This is a genomic window from Staphylococcus lugdunensis (genome assembly GCF_001558775.1).
In the GTDB taxonomy this organism is placed as follows: domain Bacteria; phylum Bacillota; class Bacilli; order Staphylococcales; family Staphylococcaceae; genus Staphylococcus; species Staphylococcus lugdunensis.
The window spans coordinates 474,836-495,459 of sequence record NZ_CP014022.1 but is presented as its reverse complement, the minus strand read 5'-3'; the positions used below and the strand labels follow the sequence as shown (position 1 = coordinate 495,459).

The following is a 20,624-nucleotide window of genomic DNA, read 5'->3' as shown; positions in this document are numbered from 1 at the left end:
TCTTTTTGATTTTGACTTAAAATTATTTATGAAAGGATGAACAATTCATGAGAATACTTTTTATAGGAGATATCGTAGGGAAAATTGGTAGAAAAGCAATAGCAGAATACCTACCTAAAATAAAGCAATCACATAGGCCAACAATAACGATTGTCAATGCGGAAAATGCTGCACACGGTAAAGGTCTAACCGAAAAAATATATAAGCAATTGCTAAGAGACGGCGTTGATTTTATTACAATGGGAAATCATACCTATGGTCAACGGGAAATATATGATTTTATCGATGAAGCGAAAAGAATGGTGCGACCAGCAAACTTTCCTAGTGAAGCACCTGGCGTGGGTATGAGATTTATCCAAATTAATGATATTAAATTAGCTATAATTAATCTACAAGGACGTTCTTTTATGCCAGTTATTGATGATCCTTTTAAAAAAGCAGATGAACTTATAAATGAGGCTAAACAACAAACACCATATATATTCGTTGATTTTCATGCGGAAACAACATCTGAAAAAAATGCAATGGGCTGGTATTTAGATGGACGGGTGAGTGCTGTTGTTGGTACACATACACATATACAAACAGCAGATGAACGTATTTTACCCCAAGGCACGGGATATATTACAGACGTTGGTATGACTGGTTTTTATGATGGTATTCTAGGTATCAACAAGACAGAAGTTATTGAGCGATTTATTACAAGTTTACCGCAACGTCATGTTGTCCCTGATGATGGACGCAGTGTGTTGTCAGGTGTGCTGATTGATCTTGATAGAGAAGGAAAAACATCACATATTGAAAGGATACTAATTAATCAAGATCATCCATTTTAACAAGTTCCTAAGAACGATATGAAGACTATCGTCCATAAGTATGAGTTTATGAAATTACCACTGTTGACATAGTAATACGGTGGTTCTTTTTGTTATTATTTAAGATGAATTAATTCCACAGGAGGCTTATGATATGAAACCACAATTATCGTGGAAAGTGGGCGGACAACAAGGTGAAGGTATAGAATCTACAGGTGAAATCTTTGCAACTGCAATGAACAGAAAAGGATACTATTTATATGGGTATAGACACTTTTCGAGTCGAATAAAAGGCGGTCATACAAATAATAAAATAAGAGTATCATTAACACCTGTTCATGCTATTAGTGATGATTTAGATATCCTTGTTGCATTTGACCAAGAAACTATCGAATTAAATCATCACGAAATGAGATCAGATAGTATTATTATTGCTGATACTAAAGCAAAACCAGAAAAGCCTGAAAACTGTAAAGCACAACTCATTGATTTACCATTAACTGCAACTGCAAAAGAGTTAGGTACTGCATTAATGAAAAATATGGTAGCTGTCGGAGCAACATGTGCTTTAATGAACTTAAATACACAAACTTTCGAAGATTTAATTCGAAATATGTTTATGAAAAAAGGCGACAAAGTTGTCGATATGAATATAACTGCATTGTATCAAGGATACCAATTGATGCAAGAGCAATTAGATCAAATTCAAGGAGATTTTGAATTAGTAGCAACGGATAGTGCGCCGCATTTATATATGATTGGGAATGATGCTATAGGGCTGGGTGCAATTTCAGCAGGCTCAAGATTTATGGCAGCATATCCGATTACACCTGCATCTGAAATTATGGAATATATGATTGCTAATTTGCCAAAAGCAGGAGGGGCTGTTGTACAGACTGAAGATGAAATCGCAGCTGCCACAATGGCTATTGGTGCAAATTATGCTGGTGTAAGAGCATTTACTGCAAGTTCTGGGCCCGGATTATCTTTAATGATGGAAGCAATCGGTCTTTCTGGTATGACAGAAACACCATTAGTTATTGTAAATACGCAGCGTGGGGGACCTTCAACAGGCTTGCCAACTAAACAAGAACAATCTGATCTTATGCAAATGATATACGGAACTCATGGTGATATACCAAAGATTGTTCTTGCGCCAACTGATGCAGAAGATGCATTTTATTTAACTATTGAAGCTTTTAATTTAGCCGAAATTTATCAATGTCCAGTTATTGTCTTAAGTGATTTGCAGTTGTCTCTAGGTAAACAGACAGTGAAAGCATTAGACTATAATAAAATTGAAATCAATCGTGGTGAGATTATCCAAACTGATATTGAGAGAGAAGAGGGAGATAAGGAATACTTTAAACGCTATGCGATAACAGATAGTGGTATATCCCCAAGACCAATACCTGGTGTAAAAGGTGGTATTCATCATGTAACTGGCGTAGAGCATAATCAACAGGGTAAACCAAGTGAAGCTGCGATGAATCGATGCGAACAAATGGATAAAAGAATGAGAAAAACAGAACAGCTACGAATTGAAAATCCTGTAGAGTCAAACGAAACGTATGATGAAGCAGATATATTATACATTGGTTTTATCTCAAGTAAAGGTGCCATTCAAGAAGGTACATCACGATTAAAAGATGCAGGAATAAAAGTTAATACAATGCAGATTCGCCAATTACATCCATTTCCTAAAGAAATCATCCAAGACGCCATCAATAAAGCTAAAAAGGTAATTGTTGCAGAACATAATTATCAAGGACAACTCGCAAGTATTATTAAAATGAATACGCAGATTCAAGATAAATTAGTACAGCAGACAAAATATGATGGTACGCCATTTTTACCACATGAAATTGAGGAACAAGGACTTAAAATTGTAAAAGAATTAAAGGAGTTGGTCTAATTGGCTACATTTAAAGATTTTAGAAATAGCGTCAAACCAAATTGGTGCCCAGGTTGTGGTGATTTCTCAGTACAAGCAGCCATTCAAAAAGCTGCTGCCAATGTAGGATTAGAGCCAGAAGAAGTAGCCATAATTACAGGTATAGGCTGTTCCGGACGTTTATCGGGTTATGTAAATTCTTATGGTGTTCATGCTATTCATGGTAGAGCATTACCTTTAGCTCAAGGTGTAAAAATGGCAAATAAAGATTTAACTGTTATTGCATCAGGTGGGGATGGAGATGGCTATGCGATAGGTATGGGGCATACGATTCACGCATTAAGAAGAAATATGAATTTGACTTATATCGTTATGGACAATCAAATTTATGGCTTAACAAAAGGACAAACTTCACCTTCTTCAGCTGTTGGTTTTGTTACGAAATCAACACCTAAAGGCAATATAGAAAAAAATGTTGCGCCATTAGAGTTAGCGCTATCTTCAGGTGCAACCTTCGTCGCTCAAGGATTTTCCAGCGATATTAAAGCTTTAACAAAAATGATTGAAGATGCAATTAATCATGATGGATTTTCATTTGTAAATGTTTTCTCACCTTGCGTAACATATAATAAAGTGAACACATATGATTGGTTTAAAGAACATTTGACAAATATAGAAGATATCACTGATTATGATACATCGGATAAGCAATTAGCTATGAAAACAGTCATTGAACATGAATCTTTAGTAAAAGGAATAGTGTATCAAGATACTTCAACTCCGTCTTATGAGTCGCAAATCGTAGAGTTAGAAGATACGCCATTGGCTAAAAGAGATTTGCAGTTACCGGAAGAAGTATTTAACACTTTAACAGAGCAATTTGTATAGTAGTTTATAAAAGGCTAGGCCATTAAGTGTCTAGGGTATAAGTAATCCTGAACAATAAGGTAATATTATTTTCCCAATTTTTGTTAACGCATATTGATTGCAACATATGTTAATTGTAGAAATGATTGTTGTATTTCCCTTTGTTGGGATCCAAGCACAGCGTAACTGGCTAGAACAGTTTTTCTAACAAAGCAAGCCAGTGTGACTGATATAGAATCCTAAAGACGCGAAGCCATACAACATAGAGTATTAAATATAAATAAGGAAGCGGGACAGCATTCATTTTGAGTTCTTATTTACACCCAGTCAAGGTTGACTAGGATAGAAAAAGCTGGGTATCAGTGCATTTTCAATTTAGTCTACTAAATATATAGTTAAGAGCCTCGAACATAATAATCATGTTTGAGGTTCTATTATTTTGGATTATGTCTCTGCTGTTTATTTTTAATAAATTGAAATTTTATTTATTTTCTGTAAATCACTTTTATAACTTCTAAAATAGGTAATATGAAATATAAGTTGTATAAAGGAGTGATGTATGATGGATAAATTTAAAACGATGGAGACATTGGAACAACAAACAGCTGAACATCAAGATTGGAAGATTGAAACGGAAGATAATCACAGTCAAGTGGTTATTATTGCCCCACATGGTGGCGGAATTGAGCCAGCAACTACAGAGTTAACAAAACTGATAGCCAAAGAAGGTAACTATAATTACTTTGTTTTTAATGGAATGAGAAGCAAGGGGAATCAAGAACTGCATGTGACTTCAATTCATTATGATAATAAAATAGCGATAGACCTTGTAAAACGGAGTGAAAGAACAATTGCTATACATGGATGTAAAGGTGAAAGTCCAATAGTCTATATTGGAGGTAAAGATGAACTGCTGAGTAAAAAAATAAGCAATAGTCTGAAACAAATAGGTATAAAAGTGGCGCATGCCCCAAGCAACATGTCAGGCAAACAATCAAATAATATTGTTAATTGTAATCAACTTGGTGCGGGTGTACAACTAGAATTAACATCGGCACTCAGAAAACAATTATTTAAAAATGGAAAATACGGCTATCACAATCGAACTAATAAAGATAATTGGAGTAACTTAATGTATCAGATAGCACAAGCAATTGTAGAATCAACATCTCAAGTTGACTAAATATAAGATAAAAATGATATGATGAACATAAAGAACAATTTTTTCGAGGTGATAATGATGCAAGATACATTAATGAGTATTCAAATTATACCAAAGACACCACAAAATGATGATGTAATCCCATATGTTGACGAAGCTATTAAATTGATAGAACAATCTGGACTGCATTATCGAGTAGGTCCGCTTGAAACAACAGTACAAGGTGAAATGAGTGCTTGTTTAATTCTCATTCAAAAATTGAACGAGAGAATGGTTGAATTAGAATGTTCAAGTATTATTAGCCAAGTTAAGTTTTATCATGTACCCGAAGGTATTTCGATTGAAACTTTAACAGGAAAATATGATGGATAAGCTACGATTTAAATAATAAATAGTGATGGGGTAAGCTTAAAGGACAATGTATTGACCTTTTTCTTGCCCTAATTTTTTTATAATAAAGATGTCTTTAAAATTCAGAATGAAGGCATTTTGCACTTTATAGCTAAATTTAATATAATGGAATAATGATAAAAAGGGCATATGGAAAGGATTTTTTAAGTGAATGAAGAGCAAAGAAAAGCTGGTACGATAGATATTTTAAGTGAACGTAATAAAAAAGAAGAAAAAGATTATAGCAAGTACTTTGAGACGGTTTATCAGCCGCCTAGTTTAAAAGAAGCTAAAAAACGTGGGAAACAACAAGTACAATATAATCGAGATTTTCAGATAGAGGATAAATATCGCAATATCGGTCAAGGACGTACATTTTTAATTAAAACATATGGTTGTCAGATGAATGCGCACGATACAGAAGTAATGGCCGGTATTTTAGAAGCACTAGGTTATCAATCCACCTCTGATATTCAAGAAGCAGATGTCATACTTATAAACACTTGTGCTATCCGTGAAAATGCCGAGAATAAGGTGTTTAGTGAGATTGGAAATTTAAAACACCTAAAGAAAAATAGACCTGATTGCCTAATTGGTGTTTGTGGTTGTATGTCGCAAGAAGAATCAGTAGTCAATAAAATTTTAAAGTCATATCAAAATGTCGATATGATTTTTGGCACACATAATATCCATAAATTGCCAGAAATTCTTGAAGAGGCATATATGTCTAAAGCAATGGTTGTTGATGTGTGGTCCAAAGAGGGGGACATCATTGAAAACTTGCCGAAAGTGAGAGAAGGCAATATTAAAGCATGGGTGAATATCATGTATGGTTGTGATAAGTTTTGTACGTATTGTATTGTTCCTTTCACAAGAGGAAAAGAACGTAGTCGTAGACCAGAAGATATTATTGCGGAAGTCAAAGAACTTGCACGTGAAGGTTATCAAGAAATCACGTTATTAGGTCAAAATGTTAACTCTTATGGGAAAGATATTGAAGATATAGATTATGAGCTTGGCGACTTACTTGAAGCTATTTCTAAAATTGATATTCCTAGAGTTAGATTTACAACAAGTCATCCATGGGATTTTACTGACAGAATGATACAAGTGATTGCGCAAGGTGGTAATATTGTGCCACATATTCATCTTCCGGTTCAATCAGGAAATAATGCAGTGTTAAAAATTATGGGGCGTAAATATACGCGTGAAAGTTATTTAGAATTAGTATCAAAGATTAAAGCGGCTATTCCGAATATTGCTTTAACAACTGATATTATTGTTGGCTACCCTAACGAAACAGAAGATCAATTTGAAGAAACGTTAACACTATACGATGAAGTGGCTTTCGAACATGCTTATACGTATTTATACTCGCAGCGCGATGGTACACCAGCTGCTAAAATGAAAGATAATGTACCGCTAGAAGTGAAAAAACAACGATTACAACGTTTAAATCAAAAGGTTGGACAGTATTCACAACAAGCTATGAGCCATTATGAAAACACAACTGTGACTGTATTATGTGAAGGCACAAGTAAAAAAGATGACACAGTACTAGCTGGATATACTGGTAAAAATAAATTAGTGAATTTTAAAGGTCCTAAAGAAGCGATTGGTCAATTAGTAGAAGTGAAAATTGATGAAGCTAAACAATATTCATTAAATGGTACCTTTGTTAGATTCACTCAACAAACGTTGGTGACGCCTTAAATGTATTCAAAAAAAGATATTTTAACGTATGCCGATGGGATAACAAAGAATATTGAAAAATTGGATATTATCCAAACCTATCAGCGTGTCGAACAACAAATTCATCAAAATAAGACGATTGCAACAAAGATGAATCAGCTTAAAAAGCAACAAAAGCAATCGGTCAACTTTCAGAATTATGGTAAACAACATGCGTTTGAACAATCAGAAGATGAAATTAATCATCTTGAAGCAGAAATTAATCATTTGCCTATTGTAGATGAATTTAAAAGCGCGCAATTTGAAGCTAATGAATTTCTACAATTGATGATTAGCACAATGGAAAATAGATTAAATGAACATCATACTGATGAACATAGTAATCAATAGTGAAAGGATTGTAATCTTATGAACACAAAGAAGTTAACTGTGACTGCCATACTTATTGCCATTAACGTTGTCTTAAGCAGTATCATTGTTATACCGGTAGGACCAATCAAAGCAGCACCAGTACAGCATTTTATCAATGTTTTATGTGCAGTATTTGTTGGACCATGGTATGGCTTAGCACAAGCACTTATCTCATCAATTATCAGAATCACATTTAATACAGGTAGCTTCTTTGCATTTCCAGGTAGCATGATTGGTGTGTTTTTAGCAAGTTTATTTTATATGTATAAAAAACATATCTTTATAGCTGCTATTGGAGAAGTTATTGGTACGGGTATTATTGGTAGTTTGATGTGTATACCAATGGCTTGGATATTAGGATTTCACAATTTTGTTGTTAAACCATTAATGTTAGCTTTTATTGTTTCTAGTGTGATTGGTGCAGTAATAAGCTATATATTATTGATTATTTTAAAAAAGCGAGGTTTACTTGATCGTTTTAAGTAGAGCCTAAAACATTGACTTATGCGTTTATAGCTGCAAAAGTCAATGTTTTTTTATGTTAAACTTTAAAAGATAATATCAATAGGCGACTTGTTTATAGTTATGTTAAAATATATAAGTTAACGAAGGCAAATAATTTTAATAATAATATAAATCAAAAAGTAAAAAGAAATAAGGTTGTGAATAATAAATGGCAAATGTAACACCTATGATGCAACAATATTTAAACATAAAAGCACAATATAATGATTGTTTATTATTCTTTCGATTAGGCGATTTTTATGAAATGTTCTTTGATGATGCTAAAGAAGCATCACGAGTTCTTGAAATTACTTTAACGAAAAGAGATGCCAAAAAAGAAAAAACTATTCCAATGTGTGGCGTACCGTATCATTCGGCAAATAGCTATATTGAAACTTTGATAAATAATGGATATAAAGTTGCTATTTGTGAACAGATGGAAGATCCAAAGCAAACCAAAGGAATGGTGAAAAGAGAAGTAGTACGTATTGTCACGCCTGGTACTGTAATGGAGCAAGGCGGGGTGGATGACAAACAAAATAATTATATATTGAGTTTTATTCAAAGACAAAATCAAATAGCACTTAGCTATTGTGATGTTTCTACAGGTGAATTGAAGACAACACAATTTGAAGGTACATCGACACTGTTAAATGAAATAACTACGATTAATCCGAATGAAATTGTTGTTAATCAAGCGTTGTCTGATGCGCTTACACGACAAATAAATTTGACCACTGAAACGATTACAGTCAATGAATTACTTTCTCAAAACGAATATGAGGTAAATCCCAAAAAAGAAACCTTGATGTTCGATGCAACACAATTATTGTTAGATTATATTCACCATACTCAAAAAAGAGATTTGTCTCATATTGAAGATGTGAAAGAATATGCTGCAATTGATTTTATGAAAATGGATTACTATGCAAAACGAAATCTAGAATTGACAGAAAGTATTCGATTAAAATCAAAAAAAGGCACTTTATTGTGGTTGATGGATGAAACAAAAACGCCGATGGGTGCTAGACGATTAAAGCAATGGATTGATCGTCCCTTAATTCAACAACAAGAAATAGAGCATCGCTTAAATGCTGTTGATCAGCTAATAAACGCTTTTATTGAAAGAGATACATTAAGAGGTTATTTGAATCAAGTTTATGATGTAGAGCGACTTGTTGGTCGAGTAAGTTACGGTAATGTTAATGCTCGAGATTTAATTCAATTGAAACATTCCATATCAGAAATCCCACATATTAAACAATTATTGTTAGAAATGGATCAAACATTTAGTCAGCAATTTGATAAATTGGAACCTTTAGATGACCTATTAGATATATTGGAAAATAGTATTGTGGAAGAACCGCCTATATCTGTTAAAGATGGTGGACTATTTAAACGTGGTTTTAATCAGCAGTTAGATGAATATTTGGATGCGTCTCAAAATGGAAAAAGCTGGTTAGCGCAATTACAAGCTAGAGAAAGAGAAAAAACAGGTATTAAATCTTTAAAAATTAGTTTTAATAAAGTCTTTGGTTATTTCATTGAAATTACAAGAGCAAATTTACAAGGATTTAATCCGACTGATTATGGTTATCATCGTAAACAAACACTTTCTAATGCAGAAAGATTTATTACTGATGAATTAAAAGAAAAAGAAGACATTATACTTGGGGCTGAAGATAAAGCAGTTGAACTAGAGTATCAATTATTTGTAAAATTACGCGAGCATATTAAAACGTATACTGAGAAACTTCAGCAACAAGCAAAAATCATTTCGGAATTAGATTGTTTGCAAAGCTTTGCCGAAATCGCACAACGCTATAATTACACAAGACCTCAGTTTAGCGAGAATAAGACATTGAATTTAGAAAATTCTCGTCATCCTGTTGTTGAACGAGTGATGGATCACAATGATTATGTCCCTAACGATTGCTTGTTAAATAAAGAGAACTTTATTTATTTGATAACTGGGCCAAATATGTCTGGTAAGTCAACATATATGCGACAAGTGGCTATTATAAGTATTATGGCGCAAATGGGTTCATTTGTTCCTTGTGATAAAGCGACATTACCAATATTTGATCAAATATTTACGCGTATTGGTGCTGCCGATGACTTAGTTTCAGGTAAGAGTACATTTATGGTTGAAATGTTAGAAGCACAAAAAGCATTAACTTATGCTACGGCGGACAGTTTAATAATCTTTGATGAAATTGGGCGTGGCACATCAACATACGATGGCTTAGCTTTAGCTCAATCAATGATAGAGTATGTCGCAAAAACATCACACGCTAAAACACTATTTTCAACGCATTACCATGAATTAACAGATCTAGATCAAGAATTAAGCTGTTTGAAAAATGTGCATGTTGCAGCTGACGAGTACCAAGGAGAACTTATTTTCTTACATAAGGTTAAAGATGGTGCGGTAGATGATAGCTATGGTATTCAAGTTGCCAAATTAGCAGATTTACCTAACGAAGTGATTGAAAGAGCACAAGTTATTCTTGACCAATTCGAACAAAAATCGACGCAATCGTCACAGATACGGTCGCAAGACAATAAAGATGCATATATTGCAGAATCACAATCAGCATATCTGAAAGACTCTGAAAATCAAGCTGTAAAACCAGCATATGAACAAACAACCTTTAGCTTATTCGACGATGTAACCACAGAAAGTGAAATTGAAGCTGAAATTAGAACATTAAATATTTCCAATATGACACCACTTGATGCATTAATTAAACTAAATGAATTACAAAAAAAGTTATAAAATGAGGTGAAATGAAATGGGAAAAATAAAAGAGTTACAAACCTCTTTAGCTAATAAAATTGCAGCTGGCGAAGTAGTTGAGAGACCTAGTTCAGTAGTAAAAGAATTATTAGAAAATGCAATCGATGCTGATGCAACTGAAATTAATGTAGAAGTTGAAGAATCTGGTATCTCGTCGATTCGTGTAGTTGATAATGGCTCAGGTATAGAGGCCGACGATTTAGATTTAGTGTTTCATAGACATGCTACAAGTAAGCTGCATGATGATGACGATTTGTTTCATATACGAACATTAGGATTTAGAGGCGAAGCATTAGCAAGTATCTCTTCTGTTGCAAAGGTTACTTTAACGACGTGTACTGATAACGAACAAGGTCATGAGATTTATGCTGAAAATGGTCAAATCGTGCATAAAAAGCCTGCGAAAGCTAGAAAAGGTACAGATGTTAAAGTCGAGTCATTATTTTATAACACGCCGGCACGTTTAAAATATATTAAAAGTTTATATACCGAATTGGGTAAAATAACTGATATTGTGAATCGTATGGCAATGAGTCATCCAGATATTCGTTTTTCTTTAGTATCAGATGGTAAAATAATGTTGCAAACAAATGGTTCTGGAAAAACAAATGAGGTTATGGCTGATATTTATGGTATGAAAGTAGCTAAAGATTTAGTTCATATTACTGGTGATACAAGTGATTACCATATAGAAGGTTACGTGGCTAAACCTGAACATTCTAGAAGCAATAAACATTATATTTCTATCTTTATTAATGGTCGTTATATTAAAAATTTCATTCTTAATAAAGCGATTGTTGAAGGTTATCACACGTTGATGATGATTGGTCGTTATCCAATTTGTTATATTAATATTAAAATGGATCCTATACTAGTAGATGTTAATGTACATCCCACAAAATTAGAAGTGCGATTGTCAAAAGAGGAGCAGTTGTATCAACTTATCGTTGAAAAGATAAGAGAGGCATTCCATGATCGGATTTTAATACCACAAAATAAATGGGATGAGAAGCCGAAAAAGAATAAAGTTCTGCATACATTTGAACAACAACAAATGGATTTTGAGAAACAACGACAAAATACTAACTCAAATGACACATCTAGTGAACGAGCTTCAAATGAATTAGAACAGACAACGACATCTGATGATTTCAATGAGGAAACAGTGCAACCAGTTGACTCTACTTATAATAAACGAAATTCAAATGATGATTACTTTGAACGACAAAAAGAATTTTTGTCTGAGCTAGAAAATAGTACATCTAGCAATAGTTCATTATTGGAACAAGAAGATATTAAAGGTACGGTTAGTAAGACACCATCGCGTCGTGTCCCTTATATGGAAATTGTTGGTCAAGTACATGGAACTTATATTATTGCACAAAATGAAAATGGCATGTTTATGATAGATCAGCACGCTGCTCAAGAACGGATAAAATATGAATATTTTAGAGATAAAATAGGAGAGGTTACTAATGAGGTACAAGATTTACTTATACCTATGACCTTTCATTTTTCAAAAGATGAACAAATCATTATAAACCAATATCAATCGGAGTTAGATAAAGTAGGCGTGCATTTAGAGCATTTTGGAGGTAGTGACTATATTGTAAATAGCTATCCAGTATGGTTGCCGAAAGCAGATGTTGAAGACATTATTAAAGATATGATTGAGTTAGTATTAGAACATAAAAAAATTGATATAAAAAAATTGCGCGAAGATGCTGCAATTATGATGAGCTGTAAGAAGTCAATTAAAGCAAATCACTATCTTAAAATAAATGAAATGGCAGATTTAATTGATCAGTTAAGAAAAGCCGAAGATCCATTTACATGTCCACACGGAAGACCTATTATTATTAACTTTTCAAATTATGAATTAGAAAAACTATTTAAAAGAGTTGTTTAGAAAGGACAGTGCGCATGAATGATAATGTTTTACCGGCAATTAGAAATATGAAAGATTTAGAAAAGCTGACAGAAACCGACTATAAATCTTGTGTCCTTCTAGATATGCATATAGGACATTTGAAAAGTGTTATGGAACTATTAGCACAGCATGATATCTCAGCATACATTCATGTTGATTTGATTAAAGGTATGAGTCATGATGAATTTGCTTGTGAATATATTATTCAAACCTATCAACCCAAAGGTATTGTTTCTACCAAAACAAAAGTGATTCAAAAAGCCAAATCATTAAATAAAACAACGATATTTAGAGTATTTATTATTGATAGCCAAGCATTAAATCGAAGTATTAGATTAATACAAAAGGTTCAGCCTGATTATGTAGAAGTATTACCAGGTGTTGCCAGTAAAATTGTAAAAATAATTAAACAAAGTACAAAGACAGAAGTTATCGCTGGTGGTTTGATTAGCGAAAAAAGAGAAATTGAGGAAGCTGTGTCAAATGGGGCGAGCTATGTAACTACTAGTGATCGCAGTCTTTGGTAGTTTATCAATATAACCTATGATATTAAGAATGATATTAAATGATTAACCAATAAAAATGATAAGTTTAATGATGTGTAGGTAATGAGATTAATTATATGTGGCGGGCAATAAAGTAAACCTTGACTTTGAGCCCGCTGCTTGCTTAAATAAAAAATTGTTGTAATTTTCAAATATTAGAGTAAATATAAGACTCGATTTAAAACAAAATATTGACAACGCTTACATGTCGATAGTATGATAGTCCCAAGTTAATAATAGAATAAGAGACGAGGAGATTTCTACAATGAGGTATGCATTGTGGAGATTTTTTTGTTTAGGAGGTTATTTTAATGAATGTATACGTAGCAGAATTTTTAGGTACTGCTATATTAATTTTGTTTGGTGGTGGCGTGTGCGCAAATGTTAATTTAAAGCGGACATTGGGACACAAGTCAGACTGGATAGTTATTTCGTTTGGATGGGGATTGGCCGTGACGATGGGGGTCTATGCAGTTGGTAATATTTCAGGCGCACATTTAAACCCAGCAGTTACTGTTGCTTTAGCCATGGATGGTAGTTTTAGTTGGACACAATTACCTGGTTATATTTTGGCACAAATGTTAGGTGGCATTGTCGGAGGTGTTCTAGTGTGGCTTATGTACTTGCCTCATTGGAAAGCAACTGATGATCAAGGCGCTAAATTAGGCGTCTTTTCAACTGGTCCAGCTATCAAAAATTATATGGCCAATTTTATTAGTGAGATTATTGGAACTACCATTTTGACAATGGGAATTTTATTTATAGGTATCAATAAGATTGCTGATGGGTTAAATCCTATCATTATTGGAAGTTTAATTATAGCTATTGGTCTAAGCCTAGGTGGTACAACTGGTTATGCTATTAATCCAGCACGTGATTTAGGACCGCGTATTGCTCACGCATTGTTACCTATTGCAGGTAAAGGCGCATCTAATTGGGCTTATGCAATTGTTCCGGTTCTTGGACCTATCGCTGGTGGAATGCTAGGTGCCGCATTATATCAGTTGTTCTATAAAGGACATTTAACTACAATATCGATTATTGGCATTATTGTAGTTATATTAACTGTAATACTAGGTTTTGTTTTAAATAAAATTGTGCAAAGTGATGATATTGAAACGATTTATTAATTAATAATAAAATTGTGTTAGTATTGGCATAATTTAGTAGTTATTTCATTTGTACAGTTTCTAAGCTAAAAGACTAAAGGAGTGGCCATTAAATGGAAAAGTATATTTTATCAATTGATCAAGGAACTACAAGTTCTCGTGCCATTTTATTTAACAAAGATGGAGAAATCAAAGGGATTTCACAACGAGAATTCAAACAATATTTCCCACAATCTGGGTGGGTAGAACACGATGCGAATGAAATTTGGACGTCGGTGTTATCAGTTATGGCTGAAGTATTAAATGAGAATAATGTCAATGCCAATCAGATTGAGGGGATTGGTATTACAAATCAACGTGAAACGGCAGTTGTTTGGGATAAAAATACAGGACGTCCTATTTATCATGCTATCGTATGGCAATCACGTCAAACACAAGGAATTTGTCAAGAATTAAAAGAACAAGGACATGAGGAAAAATTCCGTGATCGTACTGGATTATTATTAGATCCTTATTTCGCTGGTACGAAAGTAAAATGGATTTTAGACCATGTTGAAGGGGCACGCGAAAAAGCAGCTAATGGTGAATTGTTATTTGGAACTATAGATTCGTGGCTTGTGTGGAAACTATCTGGTAAAGAAGCACATGTTACTGATTATACCAATGCTAGCCGTACCTTAATGTTCAATATTTATGATTTAAAATGGGACGACGAATTACTTGAAATTTTGGATGTTCCACGCAATATGTTACCGGAAGTCAAAGCTTCAAGTGAAATTTATGCGAAAACAATTAGTTACCATTTCTTTGGTCAAGAAGTGCCGATTAGTGGTATTGCCGGAGATCAACAAGCTGCTTTATTTGGTCAAGCATGTTTTGATCGTGGAGATGTGAAAAATACATATGGCACTGGTGGCTTTATGTTAATGAATACAGGTGAAAAGGCTGTTAAATCTGAAAGTGGTTTATTGACGACGATTGCATATGGTCTTGATGGCAAAGTGAACTATGCGTTAGAAGGTTCTATCTTTGTATCAGGTTCGGCTATTCAATGGTTACGAGATGGTTTAAGAATGATTAATTCTGCACCGCAAAGTGAAAATTATGCGACACGTGTAGAATCAACTGAAGGGGTTTATGTCGTACCTGCATTTGTAGGATTAGGAACACCATACTGGGATGCTGAGGCACGAGGTGCAATATTCGGATTAACACGTGGCACAGAAAAAGAACACTTTATACGAGCTACTTTAGAATCATTATGCTATCAAACACGAGATGTTATGGAAGCGATGTCTAAAGATTCTAATATAGAAGTTAACAACTTACGTGTCGATGGCGGCGCAGTAAAAAATAATTTCTTAATGCAATTCCAAGCGGATATTGTGGATACGCCAGTGGAAAGACCGGAAATTCAAGAAACAACGGCGTTAGGTGCAGCATATTTAGCTGGATTAGCTGTTGGTTTTTGGGATAGTAAAGATGAAATTGCACATCGTTGGAAACTAGAAAAAGAATTCGAACCACAAATGGAAGATCAAGAACGAACTAAGCTTTATAAAGGATGGAAAAAAGCAGTCGAGGCAACACAAATTTTCAAACTTGAACAATAAACTATGAAATAGACGTAGTGTTTTAATTTGTGTTATACTTTTAATAAGTTAATATTTATCTTGAGAAGAAGAGATCTGTTTGACAGTACTTTGTATTGGGACAGGTCTCTCTTTTTTTATCTAATATAGGAGGGGTATGACGATGACATTATCAACGTTAAAAAGAGAAGCAATCAAACAAAATTTAAAGCATAAAGATTATGATGTGGTAATTATTGGTGGAGGTATTACGGGCGCAGGTATTGCTTTAGATGCAAGCCAGCGTGGAATGAAGGTTGCATTAGTAGAAATGCAAGACTTTGCACAAGGAACGAGCTCACGCTCAACGAAGCTTGTTCACGGAGGTTTACGTTATTTAAAACAACTACAAGTAGGTGTCGTAGCTGAAACGGGTAAAGAGCGCGCCATTGTTTATGAAAATGGTCCACACGTTACAACTCCGGAATGGATGCTGTTACCTATGCATAAGGGTGGAACCTTTCGCAAATTTAGCACATCAATTGGTTTAGCAATGTATGACCGATTAGCAGGTGTTAAAAAAGCAGAGCGTAAAAAAATGTTATCTAAAAAAGAAACCTTGGCTAAAGAACCTCTAGTTAAAAAAGCAGGCTTAAAAGGCGGAGGCTACTATGTAGAATATCGCACGGATGATGCTAGATTAACAATTGAAGTTATAAAAAAAGCTGCCGAACAAGGTGCGGATATCATAAATTATACGAAATCAGAACACTTTATTTACGATACAAAACGCAAAGTGAATGGCGTAGAAGTTAAAGATCAACTTTCAAATGAAACTTATCAAATTAAAGCAAAAAAAGTAATCAATGCTGCTGGACCATGGGTTGATGAAGTAAGAAGCGGTGATTATGCTAGAAATAATAAACAATTACGTCTTACTAAAGGTATTCATGTAGTTATTGATCAATCTAAATTCCCATTACAACAAGCGGTATATTTCGATACAGAGAATGACGGACGCATGATTTTTGCCATACCACGTGAAGGTAAAGCATATGTAGGTACTACAGATACATTCTATGATAATGACAAAGCATCACCTTTAGTGACACAAGAAGATCGAGATTATATTATAGACGCTATTAATTATATGTTCCCCGATGTTCAAGTGACGGATAGTGATATTGAATCTACGTGGGCTGGTGTGCGTCCATTAATTTTAGAAGAAGGCAAAGATCCTTCAGAAATATCACGTAAAGATGAAGTATGGGAAGGAGATTCAGGTCTTCTAACAATTGCAGGCGGTAAACTCACAGGATATCGTCATATGGCATTGGATATAGTTAACTTATTAGCTAAGCGATTGAAGCAGCAATATGGTTTAACATTCGATGCGTGTGCAACGAAACATTTACCAATTTCTGGTGGTGACGTTGGTGGAAGTAAGAACTTTAATCAATTTGTTGAACAAAAAGTCCAAGAAGCAAAAGCATTCCATATCGATGAAAATGTTGCACGACGTCTTGCTTCAAAATACGGATCTAATGTAGATCAATTGTTTAATATTGCACAAACTGCACAATTGCACGATATTGATTTACCACTTGAAATTTATGTTGAACTTATTTATAGTGTTCAAAATGAAATGGTATATAAACCAACCGACTTCTTGGTACGCCGAACAGGTAAATTGTATTTTAATATTCAAGATGTTTTAGCCTATAAAGCAGGTGTTATCGAAGTGTTAAGTAATTTATTGAACTATACGCCTGCGCAGAAGATACAATTCACTGCTGAACTAGATCAAGCTATTGATGAGGCTCAAACTGGCAATGATCAACCTGCTGTAAAAGCATAAGTATTATGTGTAAAAATATTGTTATATAAACGAGTAACACCTTGAAAAGTAGGCGGAGGTCTAATTTTCAGGGTGTTATTTCTTGTTTAATAATATAGGCGTTTTTACTAATTATTTTGAAGATAATGAGCTTTGGCTAAGCTTTTCAACAAAAGCAAACCATTTGATAACAGTGATAAGTAAAGGTATATTAAAATATAACACTGAATTTTATACATAGTACATGATATTTCATTTTAGGAGGCATATATGTGAGCCAAGGCACGTTTTATATCACCGTTGAAGATGGCACAATGTTGGAAGTTAAACTTAATAAAGCGCATAAGACCACAATTGGCGTAGTACATATTTTTCATGGTATGGCAGAGCATATGGATAGATATGATAATTTAGTCCATGCATTTAATCTACATGGTTACGACGTGATTCGTCACAATCATCGAGGACATGGAAAGGAAATAACGATTCATGAACGCGGCCACTATGATGATTTGCGTATTGTAGCTCAAGATGCAGAAGAAATTGCACGGACAATATATGGTGACTTTGGCAAATTGCCATATATTGTTTTGGGTCACTCAATGGGGTCAATTATTGCGCGTCGTTTTGTTGAACAATACCCTGATGTTGTTGATGGCTTAATTTTGACGGGGACAGGTCAATTTCCATTATGGAAAGCCATTCCAGCAGTAGTTAGTCTTAAACTTATAGCTTTATGCCTAGGTAGAAGAAAGCGTCTAAAATGGGTAAATCAACTTGTTTATAAATCATTTAATAAACGTATCGACAATCCTCAAACGCCAAGCGATTGGCTATCTTCTCAACGAGCAGAAGTAGATAAATATGTTGAAGATGAATACTGTGGCTTTTTAGTGTCTAATCAACTTATCTATCAAACGGTTAAATATATGATGGTGACATCATGGAAAAAAGAACTCAAGAAGATAAATAGTAAGCTACCGATTTTGTTGATATCAGGTAAGGAAGATCCATTTGGTGATTACGGCAAAGGTGTGCGTAAGCTAGGACGAAAATTTAAAAGAGCAGGTATAAAACATATCACGGTACAACTATATAAATTCAAAAGACATGAAATATTATTTGAAGATAATTATGATTTAACATGGAATCACATGTTTGAATGGATTGAAAAACATATTTTGAAGCGAACAAACGAGAGAGGATAGTAAAATATGATGAGCAAAAAGCCGTTTATCGTTGTTGTCGTTGGTCCAACGGCATCAGGGAAAACTGAATTGAGTGTTGCCCTAGCTAAGAAAATAAATGGTGAAGTGATTAGTGGCGATTCAATGCAAGTGTACAGACAAATGGATATAGGTACAGCAAAAGTAACACAAGAAGAAATGGAAGGTGTACCGCATCATCTTATCAATATTTTAAATCCAGATGAAGCCTTTTCGGCATACGAATTTAAAAAACGTGCAGAACAATGCATCGCAGATATCACTGCGAGAGGGAAAATTCCTATTATTGCAGGCGGTACAGGTTTGTATATTCAATCACTGATTTATAATTATCCATTTGAAAAGGAAGAAATTACAGCTGAAAAGAAACGTGAAGTCGCAAAAAAAATGAATGAATTAGAAGAATTAGATAATGATCATTTACATCAATATTTAAATACATTTGATTCAAAATCTGCTTTAGAAATACACCCTAATAATCGAAAAAGAGTACTTAGGGCAATAGAATATTATTTAAAAACAGAAAAACTTTTAAGTTCACGCAAGAAAGTTCAACAATTTACAGAAAATTATGATACATTATTAGTAGGGATTGAAATGTCGCGTGAAACATTATATTTTAAAATAAATAAACGAGTTGATATTATGTTGACCAACGGATTATTTAGGGAAGTGGAAGCACTGCTTGAATCAGGATATGAGCATGAACAGAGCATGCAAGCAATTGGCTATAAAGAGCTAATTCCTGTGGTCAAAGGTGAAGAAACATTGTCTTATGCAGTTGATAAATTGAAACAGCATTCGAGACAATACGCCAAAAGACAACTGACTTGGTTCAAGAATAAGATGAAAGTGCGATGGTTAGATAAAGAGAACATGTCGCTTCAAATGATGTTAGATGAGATTACAACCCAAATAAATAAAAGGAGTTCTGTAAAATGATTGCAAATCACAACATCCAAGACCAAACACTAGAAAATTTTAAAGTGAATCAAACAGAAGTCACTGTCTTCTTCTTAAATGGTTTCCAAATGAAAGGTGTTATTGAAGACTTTGACAAATATGTTGTCAACATCGTATCTCAAGGTAAACAACATTTGATTTACAAACATGCGATCAGTACTTTTGCTGTAGATACAGAAGGCTCAGACACTGTTGAAACAAACAGCGAAGAATAGGTTATAAGCTTACAAGCTTTTAATCATCATATCTAAGTAAGCGAAGTATTCGGTTACTACACATGTTTACAAACATAGGCGATAACGCATTAAAATAATATCGTTAGTTGTTTGTAAAAAGCATCCAGCTCGCTAAAAACGAACTGGATGCCTTTTTGTGTTATAAAAGAGCTTCAATTGCTTCATGTAATTGTGCAGGTTTCTTTTGAGGAGAAAAACGTTTAACCACATGACCTTGACGATCAACTAAAAACTTCGTAAAATTCCATTTAATTTTCTCATTAAACATACCATGTTGCGCGTCAGTTAAAAATCTAAATAATGGATGTTGATGCTCTCCCTTTACATCAATTTTTTCGTGAATAGGGAATGTGACACCATAATTAATTTTACAATTTTGATTAGCTTCAGCACCAGAACCAGGTTCTTGACCACCGAATTGATTACATGGAAAACCTAATACGACAAGACCTTGTTCTTTGTATTTATCATAAATCTCTTGAAGTCCTTCAAATTGAGGTGTAAAACCACACTCACTTGCAGTATTCACGATGAGCATGACGTCCCCTTTATATTTTTCTAATTTATAGTCTTTACCATCTGAAGTTTGAACGACAATATCATAAATATTTTCCATTCTATTCACCCTTTCAATTTATCTTTAATTTAACATAATTTATGCAGATAGTCTTA

The 20,624-nt window shown here is 34.0% G+C and carries 18 protein-coding genes; 17 read left to right on the top strand and 1 reads right to left on the bottom strand.

From position 1 onward, the window contains the following. The first annotated feature begins 47 nt into the window (after positions 1-47). From AL499_RS02395 to hfq, 17 genes are all read left to right on the top strand, one after another. Positions 48-836, top strand: coding sequence for a TIGR00282 family metallophosphoesterase (locus tag AL499_RS02395; protein WP_002459256.1), 789 nt, complete (start codon positions 48-50; stop codon positions 834-836). Between the two features lie 133 nt (positions 837-969). Next, positions 970-2,730 carry a 2-oxoacid:acceptor oxidoreductase subunit alpha gene (locus AL499_RS02390; RefSeq protein ID WP_002459255.1) on the top strand — a complete coding sequence of 587 codons (1,761 nt, stop codon included), beginning with the start codon at positions 970-972 and terminating at the stop codon, positions 2,728-2,730. Further along, on the top strand, positions 2,731-3,597 hold the full coding sequence (locus AL499_RS02385; protein ID WP_002459254.1) for a 2-oxoacid:ferredoxin oxidoreductase subunit beta: 867 nt from the start codon (positions 2,731-2,733) through the stop codon (positions 3,595-3,597). A gap of 541 nt (positions 3,598-4,138) precedes the next feature. Beyond that, the gene (locus tag AL499_RS02380; protein ID WP_037540357.1) at positions 4,139-4,759 is read left to right on the top strand and encodes a poly-gamma-glutamate hydrolase family protein; all 621 of its coding nucleotides are present in this window, start codon (positions 4,139-4,141) and stop codon (positions 4,757-4,759) included. A gap of 57 nt (positions 4,760-4,816) precedes the next feature. Then, entirely contained in the window at positions 4,817-5,110 is a 294-nt protein-coding gene (locus AL499_RS02375; RefSeq protein ID WP_002492111.1) for a thiamine-binding protein, read from the top strand. Positions 5,111-5,296: 186 nt separating this feature from the next. Then, on the top strand, positions 5,297-6,841 hold the full coding sequence (miaB, locus tag AL499_RS02370) for a tRNA (N6-isopentenyl adenosine(37)-C2)-methylthiotransferase MiaB (RefSeq protein WP_002459250.1): 1,545 nt from the start codon (positions 5,297-5,299) through the stop codon (positions 6,839-6,841). Then, on the top strand, positions 6,842-7,210 hold the full coding sequence (locus AL499_RS02365; protein WP_002459249.1) for a YlbF/YmcA family competence regulator: 369 nt from the start codon (positions 6,842-6,844) through the stop codon (positions 7,208-7,210). It begins immediately after the preceding gene. A gap of 18 nt (positions 7,211-7,228) precedes the next feature. Then, positions 7,229-7,717: an energy coupling factor transporter S component ThiW gene (gene thiW / locus AL499_RS02360; RefSeq protein WP_002459248.1), complete on the top strand. Its 489-nt coding sequence runs from the start codon at positions 7,229-7,231 to the stop codon at positions 7,715-7,717. Positions 7,718-7,904: 187 nt separating this feature from the next. Continuing rightward, on the top strand, positions 7,905-10,514 hold the full coding sequence (mutS, locus tag AL499_RS02355; RefSeq protein ID WP_037540359.1) for a DNA mismatch repair protein MutS: 2,610 nt from the start codon (positions 7,905-7,907) through the stop codon (positions 10,512-10,514). A 16-nt stretch (positions 10,515-10,530) separates the two neighbouring features. Continuing rightward, the gene (mutL, locus tag AL499_RS02350; protein WP_037540362.1) at positions 10,531-12,444 is read left to right on the top strand and encodes a DNA mismatch repair endonuclease MutL; all 1,914 of its coding nucleotides are present in this window, start codon (positions 10,531-10,533) and stop codon (positions 12,442-12,444) included. A 14-nt stretch (positions 12,445-12,458) separates the two neighbouring features. Further along, positions 12,459-12,992, top strand: a complete 534-nt coding sequence (locus AL499_RS02345) for a glycerol-3-phosphate responsive antiterminator (RefSeq protein ID WP_002459245.1) — start codon at positions 12,459-12,461, stop codon at positions 12,990-12,992. A gap of 329 nt (positions 12,993-13,321) precedes the next feature. Then, positions 13,322-14,140 carry an MIP/aquaporin family protein gene (locus AL499_RS02340; protein WP_002459244.1) on the top strand — a complete coding sequence of 273 codons (819 nt, stop codon included), beginning with the start codon at positions 13,322-13,324 and terminating at the stop codon, positions 14,138-14,140. A 92-nt stretch (positions 14,141-14,232) separates the two neighbouring features. Further along, positions 14,233-15,732: a glycerol kinase GlpK gene (glpK, locus tag AL499_RS02335; RefSeq protein ID WP_002492109.1), complete on the top strand. Its 1,500-nt coding sequence runs from the start codon at positions 14,233-14,235 to the stop codon at positions 15,730-15,732. Positions 15,733-15,874: 142 nt separating this feature from the next. Beyond that, complete coding sequence (locus AL499_RS02330; protein ID WP_002492114.1) at positions 15,875-17,548, top strand: glycerol-3-phosphate dehydrogenase/oxidase; 1,674 nt, start codon at positions 15,875-15,877, stop codon at positions 17,546-17,548. 251 nt (positions 17,549-17,799) lie between these two features. Beyond that, positions 17,800-18,735: an alpha/beta hydrolase gene (locus AL499_RS02325; RefSeq protein WP_002492112.1), complete on the top strand. Its 936-nt coding sequence runs from the start codon at positions 17,800-17,802 to the stop codon at positions 18,733-18,735. A gap of 6 nt (positions 18,736-18,741) precedes the next feature. Beyond that, positions 18,742-19,695, top strand: a complete 954-nt coding sequence (miaA, locus tag AL499_RS02320) for a tRNA (adenosine(37)-N6)-dimethylallyltransferase MiaA (protein ID WP_002459239.1) — start codon at positions 18,742-18,744, stop codon at positions 19,693-19,695. Continuing rightward, complete coding sequence (gene hfq, locus AL499_RS02315; RefSeq protein WP_002459238.1) at positions 19,692-19,931, top strand: RNA chaperone Hfq; 240 nt, start codon at positions 19,692-19,694, stop codon at positions 19,929-19,931. Before miaA ends, hfq begins: the two co-directional genes overlap by 4 nt. Before the next feature lie 160 nt (positions 19,932-20,091). Here the strand turns inward: hfq and AL499_RS02310 are convergent, their stop codons facing one another. Beyond that, complete coding sequence (locus tag AL499_RS02310; RefSeq protein ID WP_002459237.1) at positions 20,092-20,568, bottom strand: glutathione peroxidase; 477 nt, start codon at positions 20,566-20,568, stop codon at positions 20,092-20,094. Between the last annotated feature and the right edge of the window lie 56 nt (positions 20,569-20,624).